16 protein-coding genes and 3 pseudogenes are annotated in these 23,039 nt (G+C 61.2%); 12 read left to right on the top strand and 7 right to left on the bottom strand.

Annotation, left to right across the window (positions count from 1 at the left end; genetic code table 11):
* Positions 1 to 5: 5 nt before the first annotated feature.
* From frr to lpxB, 10 genes and pseudogenes are all read left to right on the top strand, one after another.
* Positions 6 to 566, top strand: coding sequence for a ribosome recycling factor (gene frr / locus F3Y30_RS14195; RefSeq protein WP_203423320.1), 561 nt, complete (start codon positions 6 to 8; stop codon positions 564 to 566).
* Between the two features lie 34 nt (positions 567 to 600).
* Positions 601 to 1,344 carry an isoprenyl transferase gene (locus F3Y30_RS14190; protein ID WP_203423319.1) on the top strand — a complete coding sequence of 248 codons (744 nt, stop codon included), beginning with the start codon at positions 601 to 603 and terminating at the stop codon, positions 1,342 to 1,344.
* The gene (locus F3Y30_RS14185; RefSeq protein ID WP_203423318.1) at positions 1,344 to 2,177 is read left to right on the top strand and encodes a phosphatidate cytidylyltransferase; all 834 of its coding nucleotides are present in this window, start codon (positions 1,344 to 1,346) and stop codon (positions 2,175 to 2,177) included. Before F3Y30_RS14190 ends, F3Y30_RS14185 begins: the two co-directional genes overlap by 1 nt.
* Positions 2,178 to 2,357: 180 nt before the next feature.
* Positions 2,358 to 3,491: an RIP metalloprotease RseP gene (gene rseP / locus F3Y30_RS14180; protein ID WP_203423317.1), complete on the top strand. Its 1,134-nt coding sequence runs from the start codon at positions 2,358 to 2,360 to the stop codon at positions 3,489 to 3,491.
* Between the two features lie 244 nt (positions 3,492 to 3,735).
* A complete protein-coding gene (gene bamA, locus F3Y30_RS14175) occupies positions 3,736 to 6,063 on the top strand; it encodes an outer membrane protein assembly factor BamA (protein WP_203423316.1) in 2,328 nt (775 codons plus the stop codon).
* A 50-nt stretch (positions 6,064 to 6,113) separates the two neighbouring features.
* Positions 6,114 to 7,180, top strand: a pseudogene (gene lpxD / locus F3Y30_RS14170) (UDP-3-O-(3-hydroxymyristoyl)glucosamine N-acyltransferase).
* Positions 7,173 to 7,640, top strand: coding sequence for a 3-hydroxyacyl-ACP dehydratase FabZ (fabZ, locus tag F3Y30_RS14165; RefSeq protein WP_203423315.1), 468 nt, complete (start codon positions 7,173 to 7,175; stop codon positions 7,638 to 7,640). The pseudogene lpxD and the gene fabZ overlap by 8 nt, the downstream one beginning before the upstream one ends.
* Positions 7,637 to 8,455 (top strand): acyl-ACP--UDP-N-acetylglucosamine O-acyltransferase, encoded by an 819-nt coding sequence (gene lpxA, locus F3Y30_RS14160; protein ID WP_203426622.1) that lies wholly within the window; start codon positions 7,637 to 7,639, stop codon positions 8,453 to 8,455. Before fabZ ends, lpxA begins: the two co-directional genes overlap by 4 nt.
* A gap of 5 nt (positions 8,456 to 8,460) precedes the next feature.
* Complete coding sequence (gene lpxI / locus F3Y30_RS14155; RefSeq protein ID WP_203423314.1) at positions 8,461 to 9,339, top strand: UDP-2,3-diacylglucosamine diphosphatase LpxI; 879 nt, start codon at positions 8,461 to 8,463, stop codon at positions 9,337 to 9,339.
* A complete protein-coding gene (lpxB, locus tag F3Y30_RS14150; RefSeq protein ID WP_203423313.1) occupies positions 9,336 to 10,517 on the top strand; it encodes a lipid-A-disaccharide synthase in 1,182 nt (393 codons plus the stop codon). The genes lpxI and lpxB overlap by 4 nt, the downstream gene beginning before the upstream one ends.
* Before the next feature lie 27 nt (positions 10,518 to 10,544).
* Here the strand turns inward: lpxB and gltA are convergent, their stop codons facing one another.
* The gene (gene gltA, locus F3Y30_RS14145) at positions 10,545 to 11,840 is read right to left on the bottom strand and encodes a citrate synthase (protein ID WP_203423312.1); all 1,296 of its coding nucleotides are present in this window, start codon (positions 11,838 to 11,840) and stop codon (positions 10,545 to 10,547) included.
* 301 nt (positions 11,841 to 12,141) lie between these two features.
* Here gltA and F3Y30_RS14140 point away from each other — a divergent pair, with 301 nt between their 5' ends.
* On the top strand, positions 12,142 to 14,586 hold the full coding sequence (locus F3Y30_RS14140; protein ID WP_203423311.1) for a ComEC/Rec2 family competence protein: 2,445 nt from the start codon (positions 12,142 to 12,144) through the stop codon (positions 14,584 to 14,586).
* Positions 14,587 to 14,606: 20 nt separating this feature from the next.
* Here the strand turns inward: F3Y30_RS14140 and lexA are convergent, their stop codons facing one another.
* The 6 genes and pseudogenes from lexA to F3Y30_RS14110 form a co-directional block, all read right to left on the bottom strand.
* Positions 14,607 to 15,323 carry a transcriptional repressor LexA gene (gene lexA / locus F3Y30_RS14135; protein ID WP_203423310.1) on the bottom strand — a complete coding sequence of 239 codons (717 nt, stop codon included), beginning with the start codon at positions 15,321 to 15,323 and terminating at the stop codon, positions 14,607 to 14,609.
* Between the two features lie 137 nt (positions 15,324 to 15,460).
* Positions 15,461 to 16,680: pseudogene (gene glp / locus F3Y30_RS14130) on the bottom strand (gephyrin-like molybdotransferase Glp).
* Positions 16,677 to 17,168: a cyclic pyranopterin monophosphate synthase MoaC gene (gene moaC / locus F3Y30_RS14125; RefSeq protein ID WP_203423309.1), complete on the bottom strand. Its 492-nt coding sequence runs from the start codon at positions 17,166 to 17,168 to the stop codon at positions 16,677 to 16,679. Before moaC ends, glp begins: the two are co-directional and overlap by 4 nt.
* A 3-nt stretch (positions 17,169 to 17,171) precedes the next feature.
* Complete coding sequence (trpC, locus tag F3Y30_RS14120; RefSeq protein ID WP_203423308.1) at positions 17,172 to 17,987, bottom strand: indole-3-glycerol phosphate synthase TrpC; 816 nt, start codon at positions 17,985 to 17,987, stop codon at positions 17,172 to 17,174.
* Positions 17,988 to 18,002: 15 nt separating this feature from the next.
* Positions 18,003 to 19,018, bottom strand: a pseudogene (trpD, locus tag F3Y30_RS14115) (anthranilate phosphoribosyltransferase).
* A gap of 27 nt (positions 19,019 to 19,045) precedes the next feature.
* On the bottom strand, positions 19,046 to 20,935 hold the full coding sequence (locus F3Y30_RS14110; RefSeq protein ID WP_203423307.1) for a peptidylprolyl isomerase: 1,890 nt from the start codon (positions 20,933 to 20,935) through the stop codon (positions 19,046 to 19,048).
* A gap of 388 nt (positions 20,936 to 21,323) precedes the next feature.
* Here F3Y30_RS14110 and F3Y30_RS14105 point away from each other — a divergent pair, with 388 nt between their 5' ends.
* Positions 21,324 to 22,970 carry a Na/Pi cotransporter family protein gene (locus F3Y30_RS14105; protein WP_203423306.1) on the top strand — a complete coding sequence of 549 codons (1,647 nt, stop codon included), beginning with the start codon at positions 21,324 to 21,326 and terminating at the stop codon, positions 22,968 to 22,970.
* The last annotated feature ends 69 nt before the right edge of the window (positions 22,971 to 23,039 follow it).

Here is a 23,039-nt window from a genome sequence, read left to right as displayed (position 1 = left end):
GAACAATGAGTGAAGGCGTTGATCTTAAGGAACTGAAGCGACGCATGGACGGCGCTATTTCCGCGTTCAAGAGCGACATTGCCTCGCTGCGCACGGGCCGTGCATCTGCAAACGTGCTCGATCCGGTGACCGTCGAGGCCTATGGCTCGCGGGTGCCGTTGAACCAGGTCGCCAACATCTCCGTGCCGGAGCCGCGCATGCTGTCGGTATCGGTTTGGGACAAGTCCATGGTCGGAGCTGCGGAGCGCGCAATCCGGGAGTCGAACCTTGGCCTGAACCCGATCGTCGATGGTCAGAATCTTCGTATCCCTCTGCCGGAACTCAACGAGGAGCGTCGTCGTTCACTCGTCAAGGTCGCCCACGACTATGCCGAGAAGAGCAAGGTCGCGATTCGCCACGTGCGCCGCGACGGGATGGATGACCTGAAGAAGGCAGAGAAAGACGGAACGATCGGCCAGGATGTGAGCCGCAGCCAGTCGGAAAAGGTCCAAAAAATGACCGATGAGACTATTTCCGAAGTTGATCGCTTGCTTGCCGACAAGGAAAAGGAAATCATGCACGTCTGATGTTCAGACCTCGCGTGTTTAACCCGGATCGTTGATGACAAACCTCGCGTCTCGCAATGTACCGACCCATGTCGCCATCATCATGGACGGAAATGGGCGTTGGGCAAAAAGCCGGGGTCTTCCGCGCAGCATGGGACACCGCAAGGGCGTCGAAGCGGTGCGAGAAGCCGTTCGCACCGCCGGCTCCGTCGGCATAGGCTATCTCACGCTGTTTGCCTTCTCCTCGGAGAACTGGAGCCGGCCGGAGAGCGAGGTGTCGGATCTGATGGGTCTCCTGAAGATCTTCATCCGCCGCGACCTTGCGGTTCTCCACAAGGAACACGTGCGCATCCGGGTCATTGGCGACAGGTCCAACCTCAGGGACGACATTCTTCCTCTGCTGATCGAAGCAGAGGAGACCACGAAGCAGAATACCGGCATCACGCTGGTAATTGCCTTCAACTACGGCTCCAGGGACGAGATGGCGCGTGCTGCGCGCGCCATGGCGGCCGATGCCATGGCGGGCCGGATTCGTCCAGACGAAATAACGCCGGAACGGATCTCATCCTACCTCGATACGGCCGGAATACCCGACCCCGACCTCATAATCCGCACGAGCGGCGAGGAGAGGCTGTCAAACTTCCTTCTGTGGCAGGCTGCCTATTCGGAGTTCGTGTTCATTCCGGATTTCTGGCCGGATTTCAAACGCGAGACTTTTCTCGCGGCTCTCGAAACATATGCCGGTCGCGAGCGCCGCTTCGGCCGCGTTTCCGCACCGCCCCTCGCCGTAGGTTCCTGATGCAAAAAGAACTTCGACTGCGTATCGGCTCAGGGATCGTCCTGGCCATCGTGGTTCTCGTCGCAACATGGTTCGGCGGATTAGCCTTCAAGGCGCTTGCCGTGGCGATATCGCTGCTCGTGTACCACGAATGGTCGAGCATGACCCGCCTGGCGGAAACGGATTTTCGCGGAAACGCCTTCGGGTGGGCGAGCGTGGCGGCAGCCGGTTTGTCGGTTCTGCTTGATTCTGGCGAGTGGGGGCTCGGCATCGTGCTGGTCTCCGTGGCGACATCCACGGTCTATTCCATCGTGAACGGGAAGGACGGGTGGCTTCCCGGAGGCGTTGCCTATGCCGGGCTGACAGCACTATCGCTTGCCGAAATACGCGGCAACGACATGACCGGGCTCATCGCGATGCTCTTTGTCTTCGCCGTCGTCTGGGGTACCGACATTCTCGCCTACTTCGTCGGTCGCGCGGTCGGCGGTCCCAAGCTCGCCCCACGCATCTCTCCGGGCAAAACCTGGTCGGGGGCGATTGGCGGCCTGGTATCGGCAGTGATTGCAGGCACTGCCCTCTACAGTGTGTTTTTCCCGCTCACCGGACTGTGGGTGCCCTTCATGGCCGTCGTCCTCTCCGCGTTCAGCCAGATCGGGGATCTGTTCGAATCCTTCGTGAAGCGCCGCTGCGGCGTGAAGGATTCTGGCCGTCTCATTCCGGGACACGGCGGCGTCATGGACAGGGTCGATGGCCTCGTTTTCGCCTGCTTTGCAGCTTTCATGCTTGGGCTTGCCCAAGCTCTTCTCACGGACAACGGGGCAAGCTCCATTGCCGCATTCGTTCTTGGGCTGTGACTGTTCTGAACCGATAGGGTTCGCTACAGTCCGCGGGCGAATGGCGTCAGGTTGCAGGCGCGTCAAAGCGTCACGTTCGCAAGAAGGCTTGCCGCATGAGCGGGATCATTTTGTAACCGTGCTTAGTCATTTCACGAAAACGATTCCGGTTTTCGGAGTTTTGCAGTAGGAAATCGGGTTATGGATATGCTTTTGAACGCTGCCAGTCTGCTCACTGGCTACATTGTTCCATTTCTCATCGTGCTGACGCTCATCGTCTTCGTCCACGAGATGGGCCATTACCTTGCCGGGCGCTGGTGCGGAATCGGCGTCACGGCCTTCTCGGTCGGGTTCGGTCCGGAACTGATCGGCTTCAACGACCGGCACGGTACGCGTTGGAAGCTCTGCGCCATCCCGCTCGGGGGCTATGTCAAGTTCAACGGCGACGACGATGCGGCATCCACGCCCGACTATGGCAAGTTCACGACCCTGTCGGAGCAGGAAAAGGCACGGACTTTTCTCGGTGCTTCGCTCTGGAGACGCGCAGTCACTGTAGCGGCCGGGCCGTTCGCCAACTTCATCCTCGCGATCGCGATTTTCGCTGTCATGTTCTCCCTGTACGGACGTCAGGTCGCCGATCCGATCGTGTCCGAAGTCCGGCCCGACAGTGCCGCCGCGGCGGCCGGTGTGAAGCCGGGAGATCTTCTCGTTGCCCTCGACGGCACCCCCGTAAACACGTTCGACGACGTGCGGCGGTATGTGAGCGTGCGACCGGAGATGCAGGTCGTCGTCACGATCCGCCGGGATGGCGCCACTCTCGATCTTCCGATGATCCCCCAGCGTACCGAGCTCACCGACCAGTTCGGCAACAAGATGGAACTTGGCGTCATCGGCATTGTGACCACGCAGGAAAGCGGCAACTTCCGTGTCATTGAATATGGTCCGCTCGCAGCCGTGGGGCAGGGCGTGGTGCAATCCTGGCATATCGTGACAGGGACCTTCGACTACCTGTCGAACCTCGTCGTGGGGCGAATGAAGGCCGATCAGCTCGGTGGTCCGATCCGTGTCGCCCAGGCGTCCGGCCAGATGGCGACGCTCGGTGTTGCAGCAGTGCTTCAGCTTGCAGCCGTTCTGTCTGTTTCCATTGGACTTTTGAACCTAATGCCCGTTCCGGTACTTGATGGCGGCCATTTGATGTTTTATGCGGTTGAGGCTGTCCGGGGAAAACCGGTCGGCCCTGGTGCGCAGGAAATCGCTTTCAGGATCGGGATGATGCTCGTTCTGATGCTTATGGTTTTCGCCACGTGGAATGATATTTCGCGACTTCTGGGCTGAGACCGAAAGGTTCGCGCAGAGAAGAATTGAGGGAGTTTTTTCCGCTGATGCGGCGGTCGCAATAAGAGTCTGTTTACCCTGATTTCAGTCCGTAGTGACCAATGGGCCACGGTTTGAATCGAAGTAAACAGAAATTAACGGGCGACCTTGCTTGTATGGCAAAAGCGGTTAAAACGGCAAACGTGACCGGAGTCGGGGCGCAAGCCCCTGTTTCGTGACGTTGAAACAAAGGTAAGTTGTGAAGATGAAAGCTGGTTCAAGATTTTTGAACGCTGTGTCCGCCGTTGCGCTGTCTGCGAGTTTGGTGACCACCGGGGGTACTGCTGTCACCCTTGTTTCCGCTACTTCTGCACAAGCTGCCGTGATTCAGCGCGTCGAGGTTCGTGGGGCGACGCGCGTAAGCGCTGAGACGGTCCGCGCCAACATCACGATCGTGCCCGGCAAGACTTTCAGCAACACAGATATCGATGCGTCGATCCAACGTCTCTTCGCGACCGGCTACTTCTCGGACGTGCAGATGGGCGTATCCGGCGGAACGCTGGTCGTCACCGTTTCCGAGAATCAGCTGATCAACCAGGTCGTCTTCAACGGCAACCGGAAGATCAAGGACGAGAAGCTCAAGACGGTTGTTCGCTCCGAATCGCTCGGACCGTACAGCGAGACCACCGTCCAGTCCGACATCCAGGCGATTCGCGATGCCTACGCCGCAATCGGCCGTAGCGATGCCACTGTGACCACGCAGGTCGTTCCTGTCGGTGAAGGGCGCGTCAACCTTGCTTTCGTCATCAACGAAGGTGATCGCACGAAGATCGCCCAGATCAATTTCGTCGGCAATCAGGCCTACAGCAATTCGCGGCTCCAGTCGGTCATCAATACCAAGGAATCCGGTATCCTGACCTTCCTGTCGCGCAAGGACGTTTACAACGAGGACAAGCTGCGCGCTGACGAAGAAGCGCTGCGCCAGTTCTACTTCAATAACGGCTACGCCGACTTCCGGGTCATCTCTTCGGAAGCTGTTCTTGATGAGGCGACCAACAAGTACACGGTAACGTTCACCGTTGAAGAGGGCGAGCGCTACAAGTTCGGCGACGTTAATGTCGAATCGACCGTCGAAGGCATTGACCCCGAAGAATTGAGGGGTCTGCTTGAGACGAAGCCCGGCCGCACCTACAGTGCCCGTGACGTTCAGGACTCCATGTCGGAGATCTCCCGGCGCGTGGCTGCCAAGGGTTATCCGTTCGCGCGCGTTACCCCGCGCGGCAACCGTGACTTCGGCACCGGCACCATCGCGGTCGACTACCTCGTCGACCAGGGCGAGCGTGCCTATGTCGAGCGCATTGAGATCCGCGGCAACACCCGTACCCGTGACTATGTCATTCGTCGCGAGTTCGACATCAGCGAAGGTGACGCTTTCAACCAGGAAGTGATCACTCGCGCGAAGCGTCGCCTGGAGGCGCTCGGCTTCTTTGCTGCCGTCAACATTTCCACGACGCAGGGCAGCCAGCCCGATCGTGTCGTCCTCGTCGTCGACGTTCAGGATCAGTCGACCGGTTCGTTCGGCATCGGCGCCGGCTACGAGACTGGCAACGACGGCGGCTTCAAGGTTGAAGCCTCGATCGAAGAAAAGAACTTCCTCGGCCGTGGTCAGTACATCCGGGTTGCTGCAGGTGCAGGCGCCGATTCGCGCGACTACAGCCTGTCCTTCACCGAGCCGTACTTCCTCGGCTACCGTCTGGCGGCTGGTTTCGACCTCTTCCGCAACGAGGACGACTCCGAGGACAACTACTCGGTCAACACGCAGGGCTTCAGCCTTCGCGTGACCGCTCCGATCACCGAAGAACTGTCGACGACGTTCCGCTACAACTATACGGAATTCGACTACAACTCGGGTGATCTTGACGATCTGTCCGTGCCTTACCGTCGAGTGGTGACGCAGGGTCCGTGGGTGCGTTCGTCTGTATCGAACGTGATTACCTATGATTCGCTCGATGACCGCATTCTTCCGAGGGAGGGTATCTATGCTACCCTGACCAACGAATTCGCGGGTATCGGCGGCGATTCGGACTACTACAAGATCTACGGTAAGGGCCGTTACTATCAGACGCTGATGCGCGACGCCGACATCATCGGCTCGCTTGCGCTCGGCGCCGGTTACATGACGCCCACGAACGGAAATGTTCAGGTCTTCGACCAGTTCACGCTCGGCTCCAGCGATATTCGCGGCTTCGAGAGCGCCGGTATCGGCCCGCGCATGACCAACGGCGATTCGCTCGGCGGTACGACCTATTTCACCGCGTCGGCGGAAGCATCCTTCCCGCTTCCGGGCGTATCGCGTGACGCCGGTTTCCGCGGTGCGGTATTCGCTGATGCGGGTACGCTCTACGGCAATAAGGTCAAGCTGGGTGGCGATACGGCCGAAGGCACGGATGCCTCTCTGCGGGCCTCCGTCGGTGCAAGCTTGATCTGGGCGTCTCCGTTCGGCCCGCTGCGGTTCGACTACGCGATCCCGATCAAGAAAGAAGACTTCGACGAGACCCAGCGCTTCAAGTTCGGCATCTCTTCGCAGTTCTGATCCTGGCAGTCCAGAACTGCGAAACGTGAACTGTTCTGGAGCTATAGCGGATGGAACATAATTGGTTTTTTCCGTCCCACGACGGTGTTCGCCTGGGCGACCTGGCGACCCGCCTTGGGGCGGAGCTCGTTGATGCGTCGGCAGCCGACAAGCTGATCCACAGGGTTTCTCCCGTCTATCGGGCCAAGACCGGGGATCTATGCTACATGTTATCGCGCAAGAGCAAAGGTGAGCTCGACACCTGCGAAGCGTCCGCGATCCTGTGCGATCGCGCGCTCGCCCCGCTCGTGCCTTCCCACGTTGCTGTCCTCGTGACATCCCGCGCGCACACCGCATTCGCGCTTGCCGGTGAAATTCTTCATCCGCAGGCCATGAGACCGGCTGCGACCGTCTCGATGCCTGCTGAAATTTCTCCTTCAGCCTATGTCGACGCCAGCGCGCGGATCGAAGCCAACGTCGAGATCGAGCCTATGGCCGTCATCGGCAAGGACGCCGAGATCGGCGAGGGGACGCGGATCGGCGCAGGTACCATCATCGGTGCAGGGGTCAAGATCGGAAGAGACTGCACGATTGCGGCCGGCGTGACGGTGCAATGCGCCCTTGTCGGCAATGGAGTGATCCTCCACCCTGGTGCGCGTATCGGCCAGGATGGCTTCGGCTACGGACCAGGCCCCAAGGGGGCATGATCAAGATCGTGCAGGTTGGCCGCGTGATCATCCAGGACAACGTGGAAATCGGCTCGAACACGACGATCGACCGAGGCACGATGGACGACACTGTCATCGGTGAAGGAACGAAGATCGACAATCAGGTGCAGGTCGGCCATAACGTCCGCATCGGCCGCCACTGCGGTATCGTCAGTGGTGTGGGCATCGCGGGCAGCACGCGCATCGGAGATGGCGTGATGATCGGCGGCGCATCGGGAATCAACGGACATATCACGATCGGGGACGGAGTGCAGATCGCCGCGATGAGCGGTGTCGTCGCGGACATTCCGGCCGGCGAACGGTACGGCGGGATTCCGGCGCGTCCCATGCGCGATTTCCTTCGCGATATCGCCGAGATGTCCCTGAGGGCCAGCAAGAGAGACAAAAAGCAGGGAGCAAAAGATGAGTGATGAGCCGAAAGCAACTCTCGGCGTAGCAGAGTTGCGTGAGATTCTGACCCTTCTTCCCCATCGCTATCCGTTTCTGCTGGTGGACAAGATCATCGACATCGACGGAGACAATTCGGCGATCGGGATCAAGAACGTAACGGTCAACGAACCGCAATTCACCGGTCATTTCCCGGATCAGCCGATCATGCCAGGCGTGCTTCTGATCGAGGGCATGGCGCAGACTGCCGGTGCGATCTGCGCACGCAAGTCTGGTCGCGGCTCGAACCTGGTCTATTTCATGACCATCGACAATGCGCGTTTTCGCAAGCCGGTCGTGCCCGGCGATCGCGTCGAGTTCCACGTGTCCAAGCAGAAGCAGCGGGGCAATATCTGGAAGTTTCACTGTGATGCAAAAGTTGATGGGCAACTTGTCGCCGAAGCTGATATCGGCGCCATGATCGTCAACAAGGAAGAAGCCTGAAAATGATTGCAGCGAGTGCGAAGATCCATCCGCTATCCGTCGTGGAAGACGGTGCGGTGATCGGCGAGAACGTCGTGGTAGGACCCTTTTGCCATGTCGGGCCGAAGGTGGTGCTGGGCGATGCCGTGGAGCTTCTCACCCATGTCGTCGTCACGGGACGCACCACAATCGGCCGTGGCACCCGCATCTTCCCATCCGCAGTCATCGGCGGCGATCCGCAGAGCATCCATCACGCCGGCGAGGAGACGACGCTTTCAATTGGCGAGATGAATACCATCCGCGAAGGCGTCACGATGAACACCGGAACGACAGGTGGGGGCGGCAAGACGGTCGTCGGCGATCGCAACCTGTTTCTTGCCTATTCGCATGTGGCGCACGATTGCATCCTCGGCAACGACATCATCCTGTCGAACAACGTGATGCTTGCCGGTCATGTGACGGTCGAGGACCGTGCCATCCTTGGTGGCGGATCAGCTGTTCACCAATTCGCGCGCATCGGACGCCATGCCTTCGTTGGCGGGCTTTCGGGTGTTGCCTATGACGTCATCCCGTACGGCATGCTGAATGGAAACCCGGGCGTTCTCGGCGGCCTCAACGTGGTCGGCATGAGCCGGTCCGGTATCGAGAAGTCTGTGATCCACACTGTCCGCCGTGCCTTCAAGCAGATCTTCGAAGGCGAGGGCTCGATCAGGGCGAATGCCGCCGCGATCCGCGACGAATATGCGGGTTGCGCGCCGGTGATGGAGATCCTGGATTTCATTGCGGTAGACAGCGACCGTGCGCTTTCCTCGCCCAATCGAGGAAACAAGGGCTGAACCGGATGAGCATACGCCAGCCCGACAGTTCGAAGCGGCTGGCAATCATCGCCGGCGCAGGATTGCTTCCGCTCTATGTGGCGGAAGCGGCGCGCTCTCGGGGAGAAAGCCCCTATATTCTCGCCCTTGGCAACGAATCCGACCAGGACTGGTCTTCCTTCGATCACCAGACCGTCGGCGTCGGCGACTATGCGGGAATGAGCGAAGCCTTTCGCCGGGAAGGCATTGATCGGGCCGTTCTCTCGGGTGCGGTTCGCCGGCGCCCCGAATGGCGTGATATCCGCCCAACTCTCAAGACAATCATGCAGATGCCGGCCATCGTCCGGACCTTGATCACGGGCGGCGACGACAAAGTTCTCAAGATGGTCATCCGCCTGATCGAGGCCAACGGCGTAAGAGTGGTCGGCGTACAGGATATTGTGCCCGACCTGCTCGCCGTAGAGGGACCGATCGGACGCGTCCGGCCCGACGATGACGACCGGCACGACATCATTGCCGGTTCCGCGGCAGCCCTCGCACTCGGAGATCTCGATGTCGGGCAGGGGGCAGTCGCCGTCGGGGGCAGGGTGGTGGCGCTCGAAGGTGCCGAAGGCACCGATGCCATGCTTGAAAGGGTCAGCGAGCTTAGGCGGCAGGGTCGCATCTCCGCGCGACGCAAGGGCGTCCTGGTCAAGCTCTGCAAACCCAATCAGGATGTGCGTGCCGACCTGCCGTCAATCGGCATAGAGACATTGCGCCGCGCTGCCGATGCCGGCCTTGCCGGGATTGCAGTCGAAGCCGGGCGTTCGCTCGTCCTCGAGAGCGAAAGACTTGCGGACGAGGCAAATTCGAGGGGGCTCTTCGTGACCGGGATCCTTCCGCGCCAGAGGACACCCGCCACGTGACAGGAACGCCGCTCAAGATCGCAGTCATCGCCGGAGAGGTTTCGGGGGATCTTCTGGGCGGTGATCTGGTCGAAGCGCTCCGGCGGAGATTGCCCAATGGGGTGTCGCTGGTCGGCGTCGGCGGCGAGTCCCTTCACAGGCAGGGCCTCCAGTCTCTTTTCGACTATTCCGAACTGTCGATCATGGGACTTACGCAAGTGCTCGCCCGGCTGCCAAGCCTTGTCCGGCGCATTCGACAGACAGCCGATGCGATCGTCGCGGAAAAACCGGACGTTCTCATCATCATCGACAGTCCCGATTTCACGCACCGCGTTGCCCGGAAGGTGCGCAGGAAACTACCCGATCTTCCGATCGTGAACTACGTGTGTCCCAGCGTCTGGGCCTGGAAGGAAGAACGCGCGCGCCAGATGGTGCCCTATGTGGACCACGTCTTGGCGGTGCTGCCGTTCGAGCCGGAAGTCATGGCGAGGCTGGGCGGTCCGCCGACCACCTATGTAGGGCACAGGCTTTCTGCAGATGACAGGGTTCAGGCAATCCGGAGGCAGCAGCTTGCCAAGGAAGTGCTGCAAGATCCGGCGCAAACGACCTGCCTCCTCTTGCCCGGATCAAGATCGACCGAGATCGTCCGGTTGATGCCGCTCTTTGCGGAAACCGTCCAGATGCTCGCCACGCGAAATCCCGGCATGCGATTTCTCCTGCCGACGGTATCGACACAGGAAGCGTTGGTCAGGGAACTCACGGCGGATTGGGCGATCAAGCCGGTCATCACGGCGACAGTGGCCGACAAGTGGAAGGCCTTCTCGGAGGCAGACGTCGCGCTCGCCGCCTCGGGAACGGTTATTCTCGAGCTAGCACTCGCAGGTGTTCCAGCCATCTCCTGTTACAAGGTCGACTGGTTGGTCAAGCTGATGGCGAAACGCATTAAGACCTGGACTGCGGCGCTGCCCAACCTGATTGCTGATTACGTCATCGTGCCGGAATATCTGAACGAGGCAATTCGTCCCGCGGCCCTTGCGCGTGCGATCGAGAGGTTCTCCTGCGACACACTTCAGCGTCGCGCGGTCATGGAAGGCTACGCGCTTGTCCATCGACGGATGCAGACGGAAATGCCGCCTGGAGAACACGCCGCGGCGATCGTCCTCGAACTGCTGACAAAAAAAAAGCCCGGTCATTTCTGACCGGGCTTTGTCTTTTGAGGGCCTGCCTCAGGATTGACGCTTCGAAACCGGTACGTAGTCGCGCTTCGGTGCACCAACATAGAGCTGGCGCGGACGGCCGATGCGCTGTTCCGGATCCTCGATCATCTCGTTCCACTGCGCGATCCAGCCGACGGTGCGCGCAAGAGCGAAGAGCACGGTGAACATGGTCGTGGGGAAGCCCAGGGCCTTCAGCGTGATGCCGGAGTAGAAGTCGATGTTCGGATAAAGCTTCTTCTCGATGAAGTAGCTGTCGGTCAGCGCGATGCGCTCCAGTTCCATCGCCACTTCGAGAAGCGGATCGTCCTTGTGACCGAGTTCGGCCAGAACCTCATGCGTGGTCTTCTGCATGATCTTGGCGCGCGGGTCGTAGTTCTTGTAGACGCGATGTCCGAAGCCCATCAGGCGGAAGGGGTCGTTCTTGTCCTTGGCCCTTGCGACGAATTCCTGAATACGGTCGACCGAGCCGATTTCCGCGAGCATGTTCAACGCAGCCTCGTTCGCGCCACCATGGGCCGGACCCCACAGGCAGGCGATGCCGGCGGCGATGCAGGCGAACGGATTGGCGCCCGAGGAGCCGGCGAGGCGGACAGTCGAGGTCGATGCGTTCTGCTCGTGGTCGGCATGCAGGATGAAGATGCGGTCCATGGCGCGTGCCAGAACCGGGTTCACGACATACTCTTCGCACGGAACAGCAAAGCACATGCGCAGGAAGTTCGACGCGTAGTCGAGGTCGTTCTTCGGGTAAACGAAGGGCTGGCCGATATGGTACTTGTAGGCCATCGCGGCGAGCGTCGGCATCTTGGCGATCATGCGCAGGCTCGCGACCATGCGCTGGTGCGGATCCGTGATGTCCGTGGAGTCGTGATAGAAGGCCGAGAGGGCGCCGACACAGCCGCACATGACGGCCATCGGATGCGCATCGCGACGGAAGCCGGTGAAGAAGCGGCTCATCTGCTCGTGCACCATCGTGTGATGCGTTACGCGATAGTCGAAGTCGTCCTTCTGTGCCTTGGTCGGCAGTTCGCCGTAGAGAAGCAGGTAGCAGACTTCAAGGAAGTCGCCGTGCTCGGCGAGCTGCTCGATCGGGTAACCGCGGTGAAGCAGGACACCTTCGTCGCCGTCGATGTAGGTGATCTTGGATTCACATGAGGCCGTGGACGTAAAGCCCGGATCATAAGTGAACGAACCGGTCTGCTTGTAGAGCGTTCCGATATCGATAACGTCCGGACCAATCGACCCGGATCGTACCGGCAACTCGATGGACTTGCCACTTATCGATACATCCGCGCTTTTTCCTGTCATCACGACCTCCGTTTCTGCCACGTGGCACAGTTTTGTGCCAGACCTGTAGACTGCGGTGTTGCTATCCCATTTGCGCCCCCCTGCCAAGCATGACGAAGGGAGAATGGTGCGTTGCAATACGGCGTCCCGGCAACGCAATATCTACTCTTCCGCTGCAGTTGCAAGCAACTTCTGGGCGTGAAACTAAAATTAGGGAGGGGGCATATCTTCTGTCCTCTGACAGGCCGTTTTATCGACCGTAGATTGCAATGACGCGCAATTGACTGCATGATCCTCCGCGGTTTGCGGAGTTCGCCTTCGAATGCGGATAAGCGAGGACACGCATGATGCGCTGCAGGCTGACATCGAGGGTCAGGTTCCTCGGCTGCCGCATCCCAAGGTTGAAGTGCAGAAATCGTTTCCGAGGCAAGGGGCGGACATCCGCCACGGCGTCGGGCAAAGGCTCAGGAACGCCATTCACCGCGCCAACGGTCTAGGCGGACAGGCGCGCGAGGCAATCGCCACCGAGGGTGACCACGGGCATTTCTTCCTCTTTGTTCCCGTGCTGTTGGGGACGGGGTCCGGTTTGTGGTTCTTGCTTCCCCATGATCCGCCACTCGTCTTTGTCGCCCTTTCCTGCGCCGTATTCGCGTGGCCGGCCTTCCGCATGCGATACGCGCCGGACTGGAGAATGCCTGTCGCCGCCGCCGCTTTCCTGATGCCGCTTGGCATGCTCTTCGCGGCCTGGGAAAGCGAGAGAATGTCGACGATCCTGTTGGACTGCCCGGTGACGACGACTGTCGAGGGGCGCGTTCTGGCGAGGGAGGCGGACGCGGGCGGTCGTGTCCGATACACCCTGAGGCTCACCAGCACGCATGACCCTGCGCTCAGGCGTCCTCCGATGACCATCAACATTATCTCCCGAGGAAAGAGCGCCCCTTTTGATTTGGGGGACATCATCACGGGGCGAGCGAGACTGAGCCCTCCCTCGGGACCAGCCCTCCCTGGTCTCAATGACTTTTCCTTCGATGCCTACATGGCCGGCACGGGTGCCGTCGGTTTCTTCTACGGAAAACCCGAGCTCATTCAGACGCGCATGGAGGATGTCGAAGCGGTTGGTCTGCGCGAGGCCTTCTGGCAGAAAGTGGAGGGATGGAGAAACGGGATCTCGGATAGAATTCGGGACGCGATTCCGGGGGATTCCGGTGCGATCGCTGCGGCTCTCGTCACCGCCGAACAGCGCGCGATCAGCGACGAGACCGTCGAAGCACTGAGGCAGGCGGGACTTGCGCATGTGCTCGCAATCTCCGGCCTCAACATGGTGCTCGCGGCCGGTACCTTCCTGGTCGGCGCCCGGTCGGTGCTTGTGATCTTTCCGGGGCTTGCCGAGCGCTATCCCATCAGAAAGTTCGCAGCAGCCGGTGCGCTCGGGATGGTGACGCTCTACATCCTGATCTCCGGCGGCGCCGTTTCGGCAGTGCGGTCCTGGATCATGATCTCGATCATGCTCATAGCCGTGTTCTTCGACCGTGTTGCGATCAGCCTGCGCAACATCGCCCTTTCGGCGCTGGTCATCCTCGCCGTCACGCCGTCGGCGGTGACGGGACCGGGCTTCCAGATGTCCTACGCGGCTACGCTCGGACTGGTGGCCGCCTATGCTATCTGGCGTGATCGCCCGGTAAAACGCGCGACGGCCTCGCTCAGGACTACCCGGATCCTGCGACCGGTCACGGCCTTCATCAGCGGACTGGTTCTGTCGTCACTGGTTGGAAGCCTCGCCACCCTTATCTACTCCATGGCGCATTTCCATCGCATTCCGGCATTCGGGCTTGCCGGAAATCTCGTCGCCATGCCCGTCATCAGCCTAGTCGTCATGCCCGCAGGCATGATCGCAATGCTGCTCATGCCGTTCGGGATCGACCAACCTGCCCTCTATGTGATGGGCAAGGGGATAGGGTGGATGATCGACATGTCGCACTGGGTCGCGGGGTGGGGAGGGGAAATCGTCACTGGCCGCCTACCGCAGGAAAGCGTCTACCTGATCGCAGCGGGCGGCGGCTTGCTCTGCATCCTGCATACGAGACTGCGGCTTATCGGCCTTCCGCTCATCGCGGCTGGCATCCTGGCACTCCTCCCGGAAACGAGGCTGCCGGAGGTACTCGTTTCCGAGGATGCAAAACTCGTTGGCGTGGTCTCTGCAACAGGCGTGTCGATCAACAGGCAGAAACCGCCAGCCTTCGTCTATGATCAGTGGCGGCGAGCTCTGCGTCTCGGTCCCTACAGCCCCCCCCACATGGCCGCAGCGCGTGCCAGTACATTCGGCGAGACAGCAACCCGGCGTCAAACGCTGTCCGGTCGCGACCATAAAATGGAGGACGGCCCAGCCGTCCGCGCGGCGATGAAGGAGGCGTTTGGCGCGCAAGCCGAACCCTCGCGGTTCCTATGCCGCCCGAAACAATGGTGTGCCGTACGGTCGCCTTCCGGATGGCGCATCGTGGCAATCGAGGATCCGGCCTACCTTGCAGCGGCCTGCGGAACGGCAGATCTGGTGATCGCGCCGCAATTCCTGAAATCCGCGGCTTGCAGTGCCACCATCGTAACGGCACAGACGTTGAGGCGGACAGGAGCGCTCGAAATCTATGCTCTGGGCGGGCACGGGTCATTTCCCGCGAACGCCCGCATCGAGACGTCGATCACGTCATTGGACAGGCCATGGGCCATGCACCGTACATATGATTGGCGCAGCAATCAGTTCAAGGCGGAGTAGGCGTCAGGCGGACGCGTGCCTCAATGATAGCGGCGGATGAGCCCCACAAGCTTTCCCTGGATCTTCACGCGGTCAGGGCCGAAGATCCTTGTTTCGTATGCGGGGTTTGCCGCCTCGAGAGCGATGGACGCACCCTTGCGACGGAACCGCTTTAGCGTCGCTTCCTCGTCGTCCACGAGGGCTACTACGATTTCACCCGGATTGGCGTTGCTGGCATTCCGGATAATGACGGTGTCACCATCGAGAATGCCGGCCTCGATCATCGAGTCGCCCTTGACCTCAAGGGCATAGTGCTCGCCGCTGCCGATCATTTCGGCCGGAATGGTAATGTCGTGGGTGTTGTTCTGGATAGCGGAAATCGGCACACCGGCAGCGATCCGGCCCATGACGGGGATGGAGACCGACGAGGAGAAGTCGTCGCCTGCCGCCGCTTTCTGTGCTGGAGGCGGCTGTGTCTTGCCTCTGCTTCCCTCGATCACGCTCGGCGAGAAACCGCGCTTCGGCTGAAGGCTCGATGAATAGGAGTCCGGCAGCTTTATGACCTCGAGGGCGCGCGCCCTGTTCGGGAGGCGGCGGATGAAGCCTCTTTCCTCCAGCGCCGTGATGAGCCGGTGGATGCCGGACTTGGATGCCAGGTCGAGCGCATCCTTCATTTCATCAAAGGATGGCGGGATTCCCGACTCCTTCATCCGCTCGTGGATGAACAAGAGAAGTTCCTGTTGCTTGCGCGTCAGCATATCCTGCACCCCAGAATCATTAGTGAAACAAATCCAGAACAGACACTATATGTTCCATATGTGTTCCGCAAGTGGATAAGATTTCGTGAAGGTACGGCGCAGAATGCGAGATTATTCTCGACGAAGCAGCGAGAATCTCAGGCTGGCTCCCGCAGCATGAGGACATCGCATTGCGCGCCGGCTTCCAGTGCCGGGGCATGCGGCGGGCGGACGATCAGGCAGTCCGATCCGGCAAAAACCTTCATCATGGAGGAGTCCTGCTGGCCGAACGCACTCGCCGCGAGCGAGCCATCCTGCAAGCGGATGATGCGTGCGCGCAAATAGTCCTGGCGGCGATCGTTCTCGGCTAGAGCGGTCGCGGTCACCAGCGTGCGCAAACGATTCCTGGCCGGGGTTCGAGCGAGCCGGTGCACGAGGGGTTCCAGGAACAACAAACCGCAAACGAGGCTCGAAACCGGATTTCCGGGCAGGCCGAACACCTGTGCCTTACCCAATTTGCCGACCATCAAGGGTTTTCCCGGGCGCATTGCGATACGCCAGAAATCGAGCTGCATACCCGCTTCTCGCATCACGCCCTGGACGAGGTCATGGTCGCCGACGGACGCACCTCCGAGGGTCACGATCACGTCGGGGCTGTGGCGGCGGCGGCCTCAATGACCGCCCGCAGTGCGACGGGATCGTCCTTTACGATGCCGAAATCAACGATCTCCGCGCCAGCCTCCCGTCCAAGAGCCGCGACGCCGAAACCGTTGGACGCGACGATCTGGCTGGGGCCGGGCGGTGTTCCCGGTGCCACGAGTTCGTCGCCGGTGGCGATGAGGGCGATCCGCGGTCGGGCATAGACCGTGAGCTCCGGATAATTCATCGCAGCAGCGACCGTGAGGCGACCGGCGTCGAGGAGGTCACCGCTGTGCAGGACGACTTCGCCCTCGGTAAAGTCCTGGCCGCGTGGCCGGATGTGACGACCCTTTGCTGGCACGAAGGTCGTTCGCACCCTAAGCTCGTCCAGTCTCTCCGCGTCCTCCTGCAGAAGGACGGTATCCGCACCCGCTGGAAGAGGTGCGCCGGTGAAAATCCGTACCGCCTGACCGGGTTCTACCGTGCCTCCGAAAGCGTGCCCTGCAGCGGACGTTCCGACGACGGCCAGTACCGATCCGGGCTTCTCGATATCGGAGTGGCGAAGCGCATAGCCGTCCATTGCTGAATTATCGAAGGGCGGCTGGGTCAGGCGGGCTCGAACGTCTTGCGCAAGCACGCGGCCTGCGCCGTCGTGGAGGGGCACGATTTCCGTCCGCTCTGAAGGCACGGCAGCCGCCAGCAAACGGTCCAGGGCCTCGGCGACGGGTAGAAGGTTCATGTGCGTGCTGTCTCGTCGCGGCGATAGTCGCCGGAACGTCCCCCGGATTTCTCGACGAGCCGGACGCCGCCGATTTCCATTTCGCGGTCCGCGGCCTTGGCCATGTCGTAGATGGTGAGGCAGGCGACGCTGACTGCAGTGAGCGCTTCCATCTCGACGCCTGTCCGGCCGCTCAACTTTGCCATGGCCTCAACCCTGAGCCCGGGGAGGGCAGGGTCTTCCGAGATGTCGACGGCAACCTTCGTCAGCATGAGCGGGTGGCAGAGCGGAATGAGATCGGACGTGCGCTTGGCGGCCATGATTCCAGCCAGCCGTGCCGTGCCGATCACATCGCCTTTTTTGGCATTGCCGGAACGGATGAGGGAAAGCGTCTCCGGCGCCATGCGGACATAGCCTTCCGCGACAGCCACCCTGACCGTCTCGGTCTTGTCCCCCACGTCGACCATGTTCGCCGTCCCGGCGGCATCGATGTGAGTGAGACCGGACATTCGTTACTCCGCCGCCAACAGGGAAGCAGAACCTGTAAGGAGCTCCCGCGTGGCCGCTGCCACGTCCTCCTTGCGCATGAGGCTCTCTCCGACGAGGAACGTCGAGATCCCCGATAGCCGGAGACGCTGGCAGTCGGCGTGGGTGAAGATGCCACTCTCTCCGACCAGCAGCTTGTCCTCGGGCACCATCTTAGACAGGCGCTCGGAAACGGCGAGATCGACTTCGAAGGTGCGCAGGTTGCGGTTGTTGATGCCGATAAGCTTCGAACGGAGGCGCAATCCGCGTTCCATCTCGGCTTCGTCGTGTACCTCGACCAGAACGTCCATTCCGAGCGAGAATGCGGCGTCCTCGAGCATGCGCGCATCGTCGTCGGAGAGCGACGCCATGATGAGGAGGATACAATCGGCTCCCCAGGCACGCGCCTCGAGAACCTGGTAGCTGTCGAACATGAAGTCCTTGCGCAGGGCCGGCAGCGCACAGGCCGCGCGGGCTGCCGTGAGGAATTCCGGCGCACCCTGGAAGCTCGGAGCATCCGTCAGCACAGAAAGACAGGCGGCGCCGCCCTCCTCATATGCCTTGGCGAGCGCCGGCGGGTCGAAGTCCGGGCGGATCAGTCCCTTGGACGGGCTTGCCTTCTTGATCTCGGCGATCAGGCCGAACGCGCCCTCGGCCTGCTTCTGCCGCAAGCTGGCGTGAAATCCGCGCGGGGCCTCGCTATCCCTTGCCATGGCGCGGAGCTCTGCGACGGGGACCCGAGCCTTGGCGGCGGCGATCTCATCACGCTTGTAGATTTCGATCTTCTTCAGGATGTCGGTCATCGGGAAAGCCTACCTTCAATCTGCCGCGTTGGAAACGGCAATCAGCCGGTCGAGTGCTGCCCGCGCACTGCCGCTTGCCAACGAGCCGCGCGCAAGTTCCATGCCTTCCGCGAGGCTTCCCGCCTTGCCGGCGATCAGAAGCGCGGCGGCCGCATTGGCCAGAGAAACGTCGCGATAGGGCATGTCAGCCCCGTCGAGCACCGCACGCAGCGCCTGGGCATTATGGGCACCATCGCCCCCGCGGATGGCTTCGAGCTCGACCTGTTCAAGTCCGAAGTCGGCCGGCGACAGTTCGAAACTGCTGATCTGACCATCCTCGAGCGCAACGACCTGCGTCGTGCCCGTGGTGGTGATCTCGTCCAGCCCGGAGCCGTGCACGACCCAAACGCGCTTGGATCCAAGATCGCGAAGGACTTCTGCGAGTGGCCGCAGCCATTCCGGGGAGTAGACACCGAGCAGCTGCATGCCGACCCCACCGGGGTTGGAGAGCGGCCCGAGCAGGTTGAATATGGTCCGGGTGCCGAGTTCCACGCGGGACGGGCCTACGTGCTTCATGGCGGGATGATGCTGGCTTGCGAACATGAAGCCGAGACCAGCCTCCTGAATGCAGCGGGAGATCTGCTCCGGGCCGATATCGAGCTTGACCCCGAGGCAGGACAGGGCATCCGCCGTGCCGGCCTTGGAACTGAGAGCCCGGTTGCCGTGCTTGGCGACGGGTACCCCGGCGCCGGCGACGATGAGCGAGGCAAGCGTCGAGATATTGTAGGTGCCGGTGCCATCGCCCCCGTACCAACGATGTCGATGGCGTCCGAAGGCACGTTGACGGGCAGCATGCGCGCCCGCATCGAGCCGACAGCCCCGTAGATCTCGTCCACGGTCTCGCCGCGCACACGCAGCGCCATGAGGAAGCCGCCGATCTGCGATGGGGTCGCCGCACCCGACATGATGATCTCGAAGGCTTCGCGCGCTTCATCGCGGTTGAGCGGCGTGCGGCCGGCGACCTTGGCGATATAGGGTTTCAGGTCGGACATGTGCGCTTTGGCTTCCTCGTTGTCTGGCTACTGGCTGATCACCTGCTCGGCAAGCGTCCGATTGATCGAAACGCCGTAGGAGGCCTGGAGCGCGTTGACTATCTGATCCAGGATGTCGTCGCCGCTGGCACGGGCAACAGCCTCGATCTGCTGTTCGGCATTCGAAAGCGCGTCAGGCACGGCCTGGGAGTTGACGTCCGTCACCTGAAGGAGGATCTGACCTTCGCCATCGCCTCCGGCTGCGGCGGCCACATGCCCGACGGGACCACCGAAGGCGGCAGAGACGGCGGCCGGGCTCAATACCGGATCCTGGGTGCCGCGGGTCAAACCGGCCTTTGTTTCGACCGTGAGGCCCATTTCTCCGGCGATGTCGGCGAGCTTCGCGCCCTTGGTCACCCGCTCTACAAGCTCCTTGGCCTTGGCGGCAAGCGCAGTGCGCTGCTGTTCCGCCGTCCAGTCGGCAATGACGCGATCGCGAACTTCGTCGAGCGTACGATCCCGTTCGGGCTGGACATCCAGAACCTCGAACCAGATGTAGCCGTCGCGACCGAGATTGACCGTGGAGGCCTCCATGCCGACGTCCGTCTTGAACACTTCGGCGAGCAGTGCAGCCTCCTCGGGGATGCTTGCGACGTCCTCACCGGCCGGGTTCTTACCCGTGCTGTCGATGGCTTCGATTGTAACTGCCTTGAGCCTCAACTGGTCGGCAGCCTCTGCGACCGTGGCGCCGGTCGCCCGGGCGTCCTCGAACTTGTCGTGAACCGAGATGATGCCGTCACTTGCCTCGGAAAGGGCAAGCTCGTTGCGAAGATCGCCCTTGACTTCGTCCAGGGTCTTCGTCGTCTCGGGACGGATGTTGCTCACGCGCAGGATGACCGGCCCGAACGCGCCTTCCACAACCGGTGTCGTGGCACCTTCGGCCGCCACGGCGAAAGCCGGGTCGGCAAACTGCGGATCCGGAACGCGATCCTTCGTGAAGTCTCCGAGAAGGACGTCCGAGGAGGTCTTGCCCTCGGCCTTGACGATGTCATCGAAACTCGTGCCGGCGGCAAGCTTCGTCGCGGCCGCATCCGCAGCTGCGCGATCCTTGAAGGCAAGCTGCTCGATCGTGCGGGTCTCCGCCGTCCGATACTTGTCCTTCGTCCTCTCGTACTCCTCACGCACCATGTCGTCGGTGATGGCCGAAGGATCGGCGAGGTCCTTGTCTTCGAGGGTGACGTAGACAACCTTGCGAAACTCGGGCGCCCTGTACTTTGCCTTATTGGCTTCGAACCAGGGTGCAAGCACGTCGTCAGCCGGCGCCTTGACCGCGTCAATGTTGGCGTTGCTGAGGAGCAGGTAATCGACGGAGCGGGCTTCGTTTCGGTATTGGCGAAGCGCGTCGGTGAGGATTGCCGGCGCCTTGTAGCCGTCGGATACCGCCTCGACGATCTGGCTGCGGACCGCCACCTGGCTGCGGTTGGTGATGTAGTCGTTCTCGCGAAGACCGGCATTGCGCAGGGTGCTCGAGAAGGCGAGGCGGTCGAACTGACCGTTGACGCCGCGGAACGCCGGATCGTCGGCGATCAGCTGTGCCAGTCGGCCCTCGGAGAGGCCAAGGTTCATGTCCTGCGAAAGCTGGTCGAGCGTCGCCCCTGCAACGAGTTCAGCAAAGACCTGGTTCTCGACGCCGAATGCGCGAGCCTGTTCACGCGTCAGACGCGTCCCGAAACGCTGCGACAACGTGGCGACCTGACGCTCATAGGCAAGCCGGAAGTCCGTGGGGGACACACTGACATCGCCAACCGTCACGACGGAGTTCGACACAGCCGTCACGAGGGAACTCGATATGCCCCAGATGCCGAAGGAGACGACCAGAATGATCATCAGGGCTTTGGCGACCCAAGTCTGGGCGCCGCGTCTCAGGGTTTCGAGCATCTTCAAGCATTCCTTGGTTCAGCAGCCAGCGGCTGGGCGGAAACCGTCTCTTAACGGAAAGTCTATCGGAATTGAAGTATGCCGTTCGCACAAAGACAACCGGTTCGAGTGGGTCCCTAGCGATGCCCGGGAGGCCTGCTTTTCCCGCCCGATGACGAAGCCCTCGCATGCGATTCGCTGGACGTTGGCGCAAACTGGCCACGGCCTGACGGATTATTTCGTCGGCAAACAATTTTTTTCTGAAATAATTGAGAGATTCTGGCCGCATCGATGCCACTCAGCCTGTATCATGCCGCAAGAACACCGGAGCACGTCTGACCAAGGGCGGGCACTGGCTTCGATTTAAAGAGTATCGCGCTCGATGGAGCGGCAACAGGGTGGGACGGCAGTGAGTTCAACGATCGTCATGATCAACCTTTTCGGAGCCGTCGCATTGCTGCTGTTCGGGCTCGCTCAGGTGAAAGACGGTGTTACGAACGCCTTTGGCGCGAGGCTGCGTTCGGGCCTCGCTCTCGGCACCAAGGGACGCCTGCGCTCGTTCATCGCCGGCCTCGCTGCGACGCTCGCCCTGCAGAGCTCGACGGCCACAGCCCTCATGACGGCGTCATTCGTGGAGCGGGGCCTCGTCAGGCCACGCATGGCGCAGGTTGTGCTGCTCGGTGCCAACGTCGGCACGGCCGTGACGGCATGGATCGTCGCAACCGGCATCGAATGGTTGTCTCCGTTGTTCATCCTCTTGGGTGTTGCCATTTACAAGTCCGGACCTTCGACCGCACGGCACGGAGCGGGCAGGGCCATCACAGGCATCGGGCTCATGCTGCTCTCCCTGCATCTCCTGTCGCTTGCGACCGAGCCGATGCGGCAATCGCCGGCACTTGCTGCATTCCTTGGACTGCTTTCGGACGCATGGCCCGTGGCGCTCGCCTTTTCCACGGTTCTTGCCTTCATCTCCTCTTCAAGCCTTGCCGTGGTCGTCCTGATCCTTTCACTTTCGGGAACCGGCAATCTTGCGCCCGCGCTTACAGTGATCCTGGTTCTGGGAGCGAATCTCGGCGGCGCCATACCGCCGGTTGTCGCGACGATGCGTGCACCCGCTTCGGTGCGCCGCGTGACGATCGGCAACCTCGTCGTCAGAGCAATCGGATGTCTGCTCGTCCTGCCCCTGGCGGATCAATTCGCGGCGCTGCTGGGCGCCTTGCCGATTCCGCAGGCGAAACTTCCGGTCGACGTGCATCTCGCCTTCAACGTTGGCGCCGCCATCCTCTTCTGGCCGCTGTCGTCGCCCCTGTCCAAATTGATGGAACGCCTCATTCCGAACGACACGAAAAACGACACCGGGCCACGCTACCTCGACGAGACGGCGTTCGCCAATCCAGTCGTGGCGCTCGCGGGGGCCACCCGAGAGGTGCTCCGTGTCGGCGATCTCATCGAATCGATGCTAGTGCGGACGATGAAGGCATTCACGTCCAACGACCTCAAGGAGCTCAAGGATGTGGTCTCCCTCGAAAAGCAGGTCGACCAGCTTCAGCAGGAGGTGAAGATCTACCTTTCCCGGCTCGGGAGGCACGGCCTAAGCGAGGAGAATTCGGCACGCTCGATCGTCATCATCGACTATGCGATCAACCTAGAGCACGCCGGGGATATCATCGAGAAGAGCCTCCAGGAACAGGTGCGCAAGAAGATCACCAACGGGCTGATGTTCTCCGTCGACGGCTACCAGGAGCTGAGCGGGCTCTTCAACCTCACGATCGAGAACCTGCGAATTGCCCAGACCATATTCGTTTCCCGCGACGGCGAGCTCGCGCGGCAGATGATGCAGGTGAAGGTCGACGTCCGGCGGATGGAGAAGATGTCTTCCGAAAGACATCTGGAGCGGCTGCGGGACGGGCGGCTCGACAGCCTGCAGACGAGCTCTCTTCATCTCGACATACTGCGCGACCTCAAGCGTATCAACGCCCATCTCGTCTCCGTTGCCCATCCCATCCTCGACGAAGGCGGGCAGCTTATCGAGAGCCGCCTGCGCCGGACGGAATAGGGTGCTTCACAAATCCCTTTGTCTCCCGGCAGTGCGAACTGCTATTGGTGCGTCACTTCGATTGCAGAC

Source organism: Sinorhizobium sp. BG8, from assembly GCF_016864555.1.
In the GTDB taxonomy this organism is placed as follows: domain Bacteria; phylum Pseudomonadota; class Alphaproteobacteria; order Rhizobiales; family Rhizobiaceae; genus BG8.
This window is presented reverse-complemented; position numbering and strand designations above follow the sequence as displayed.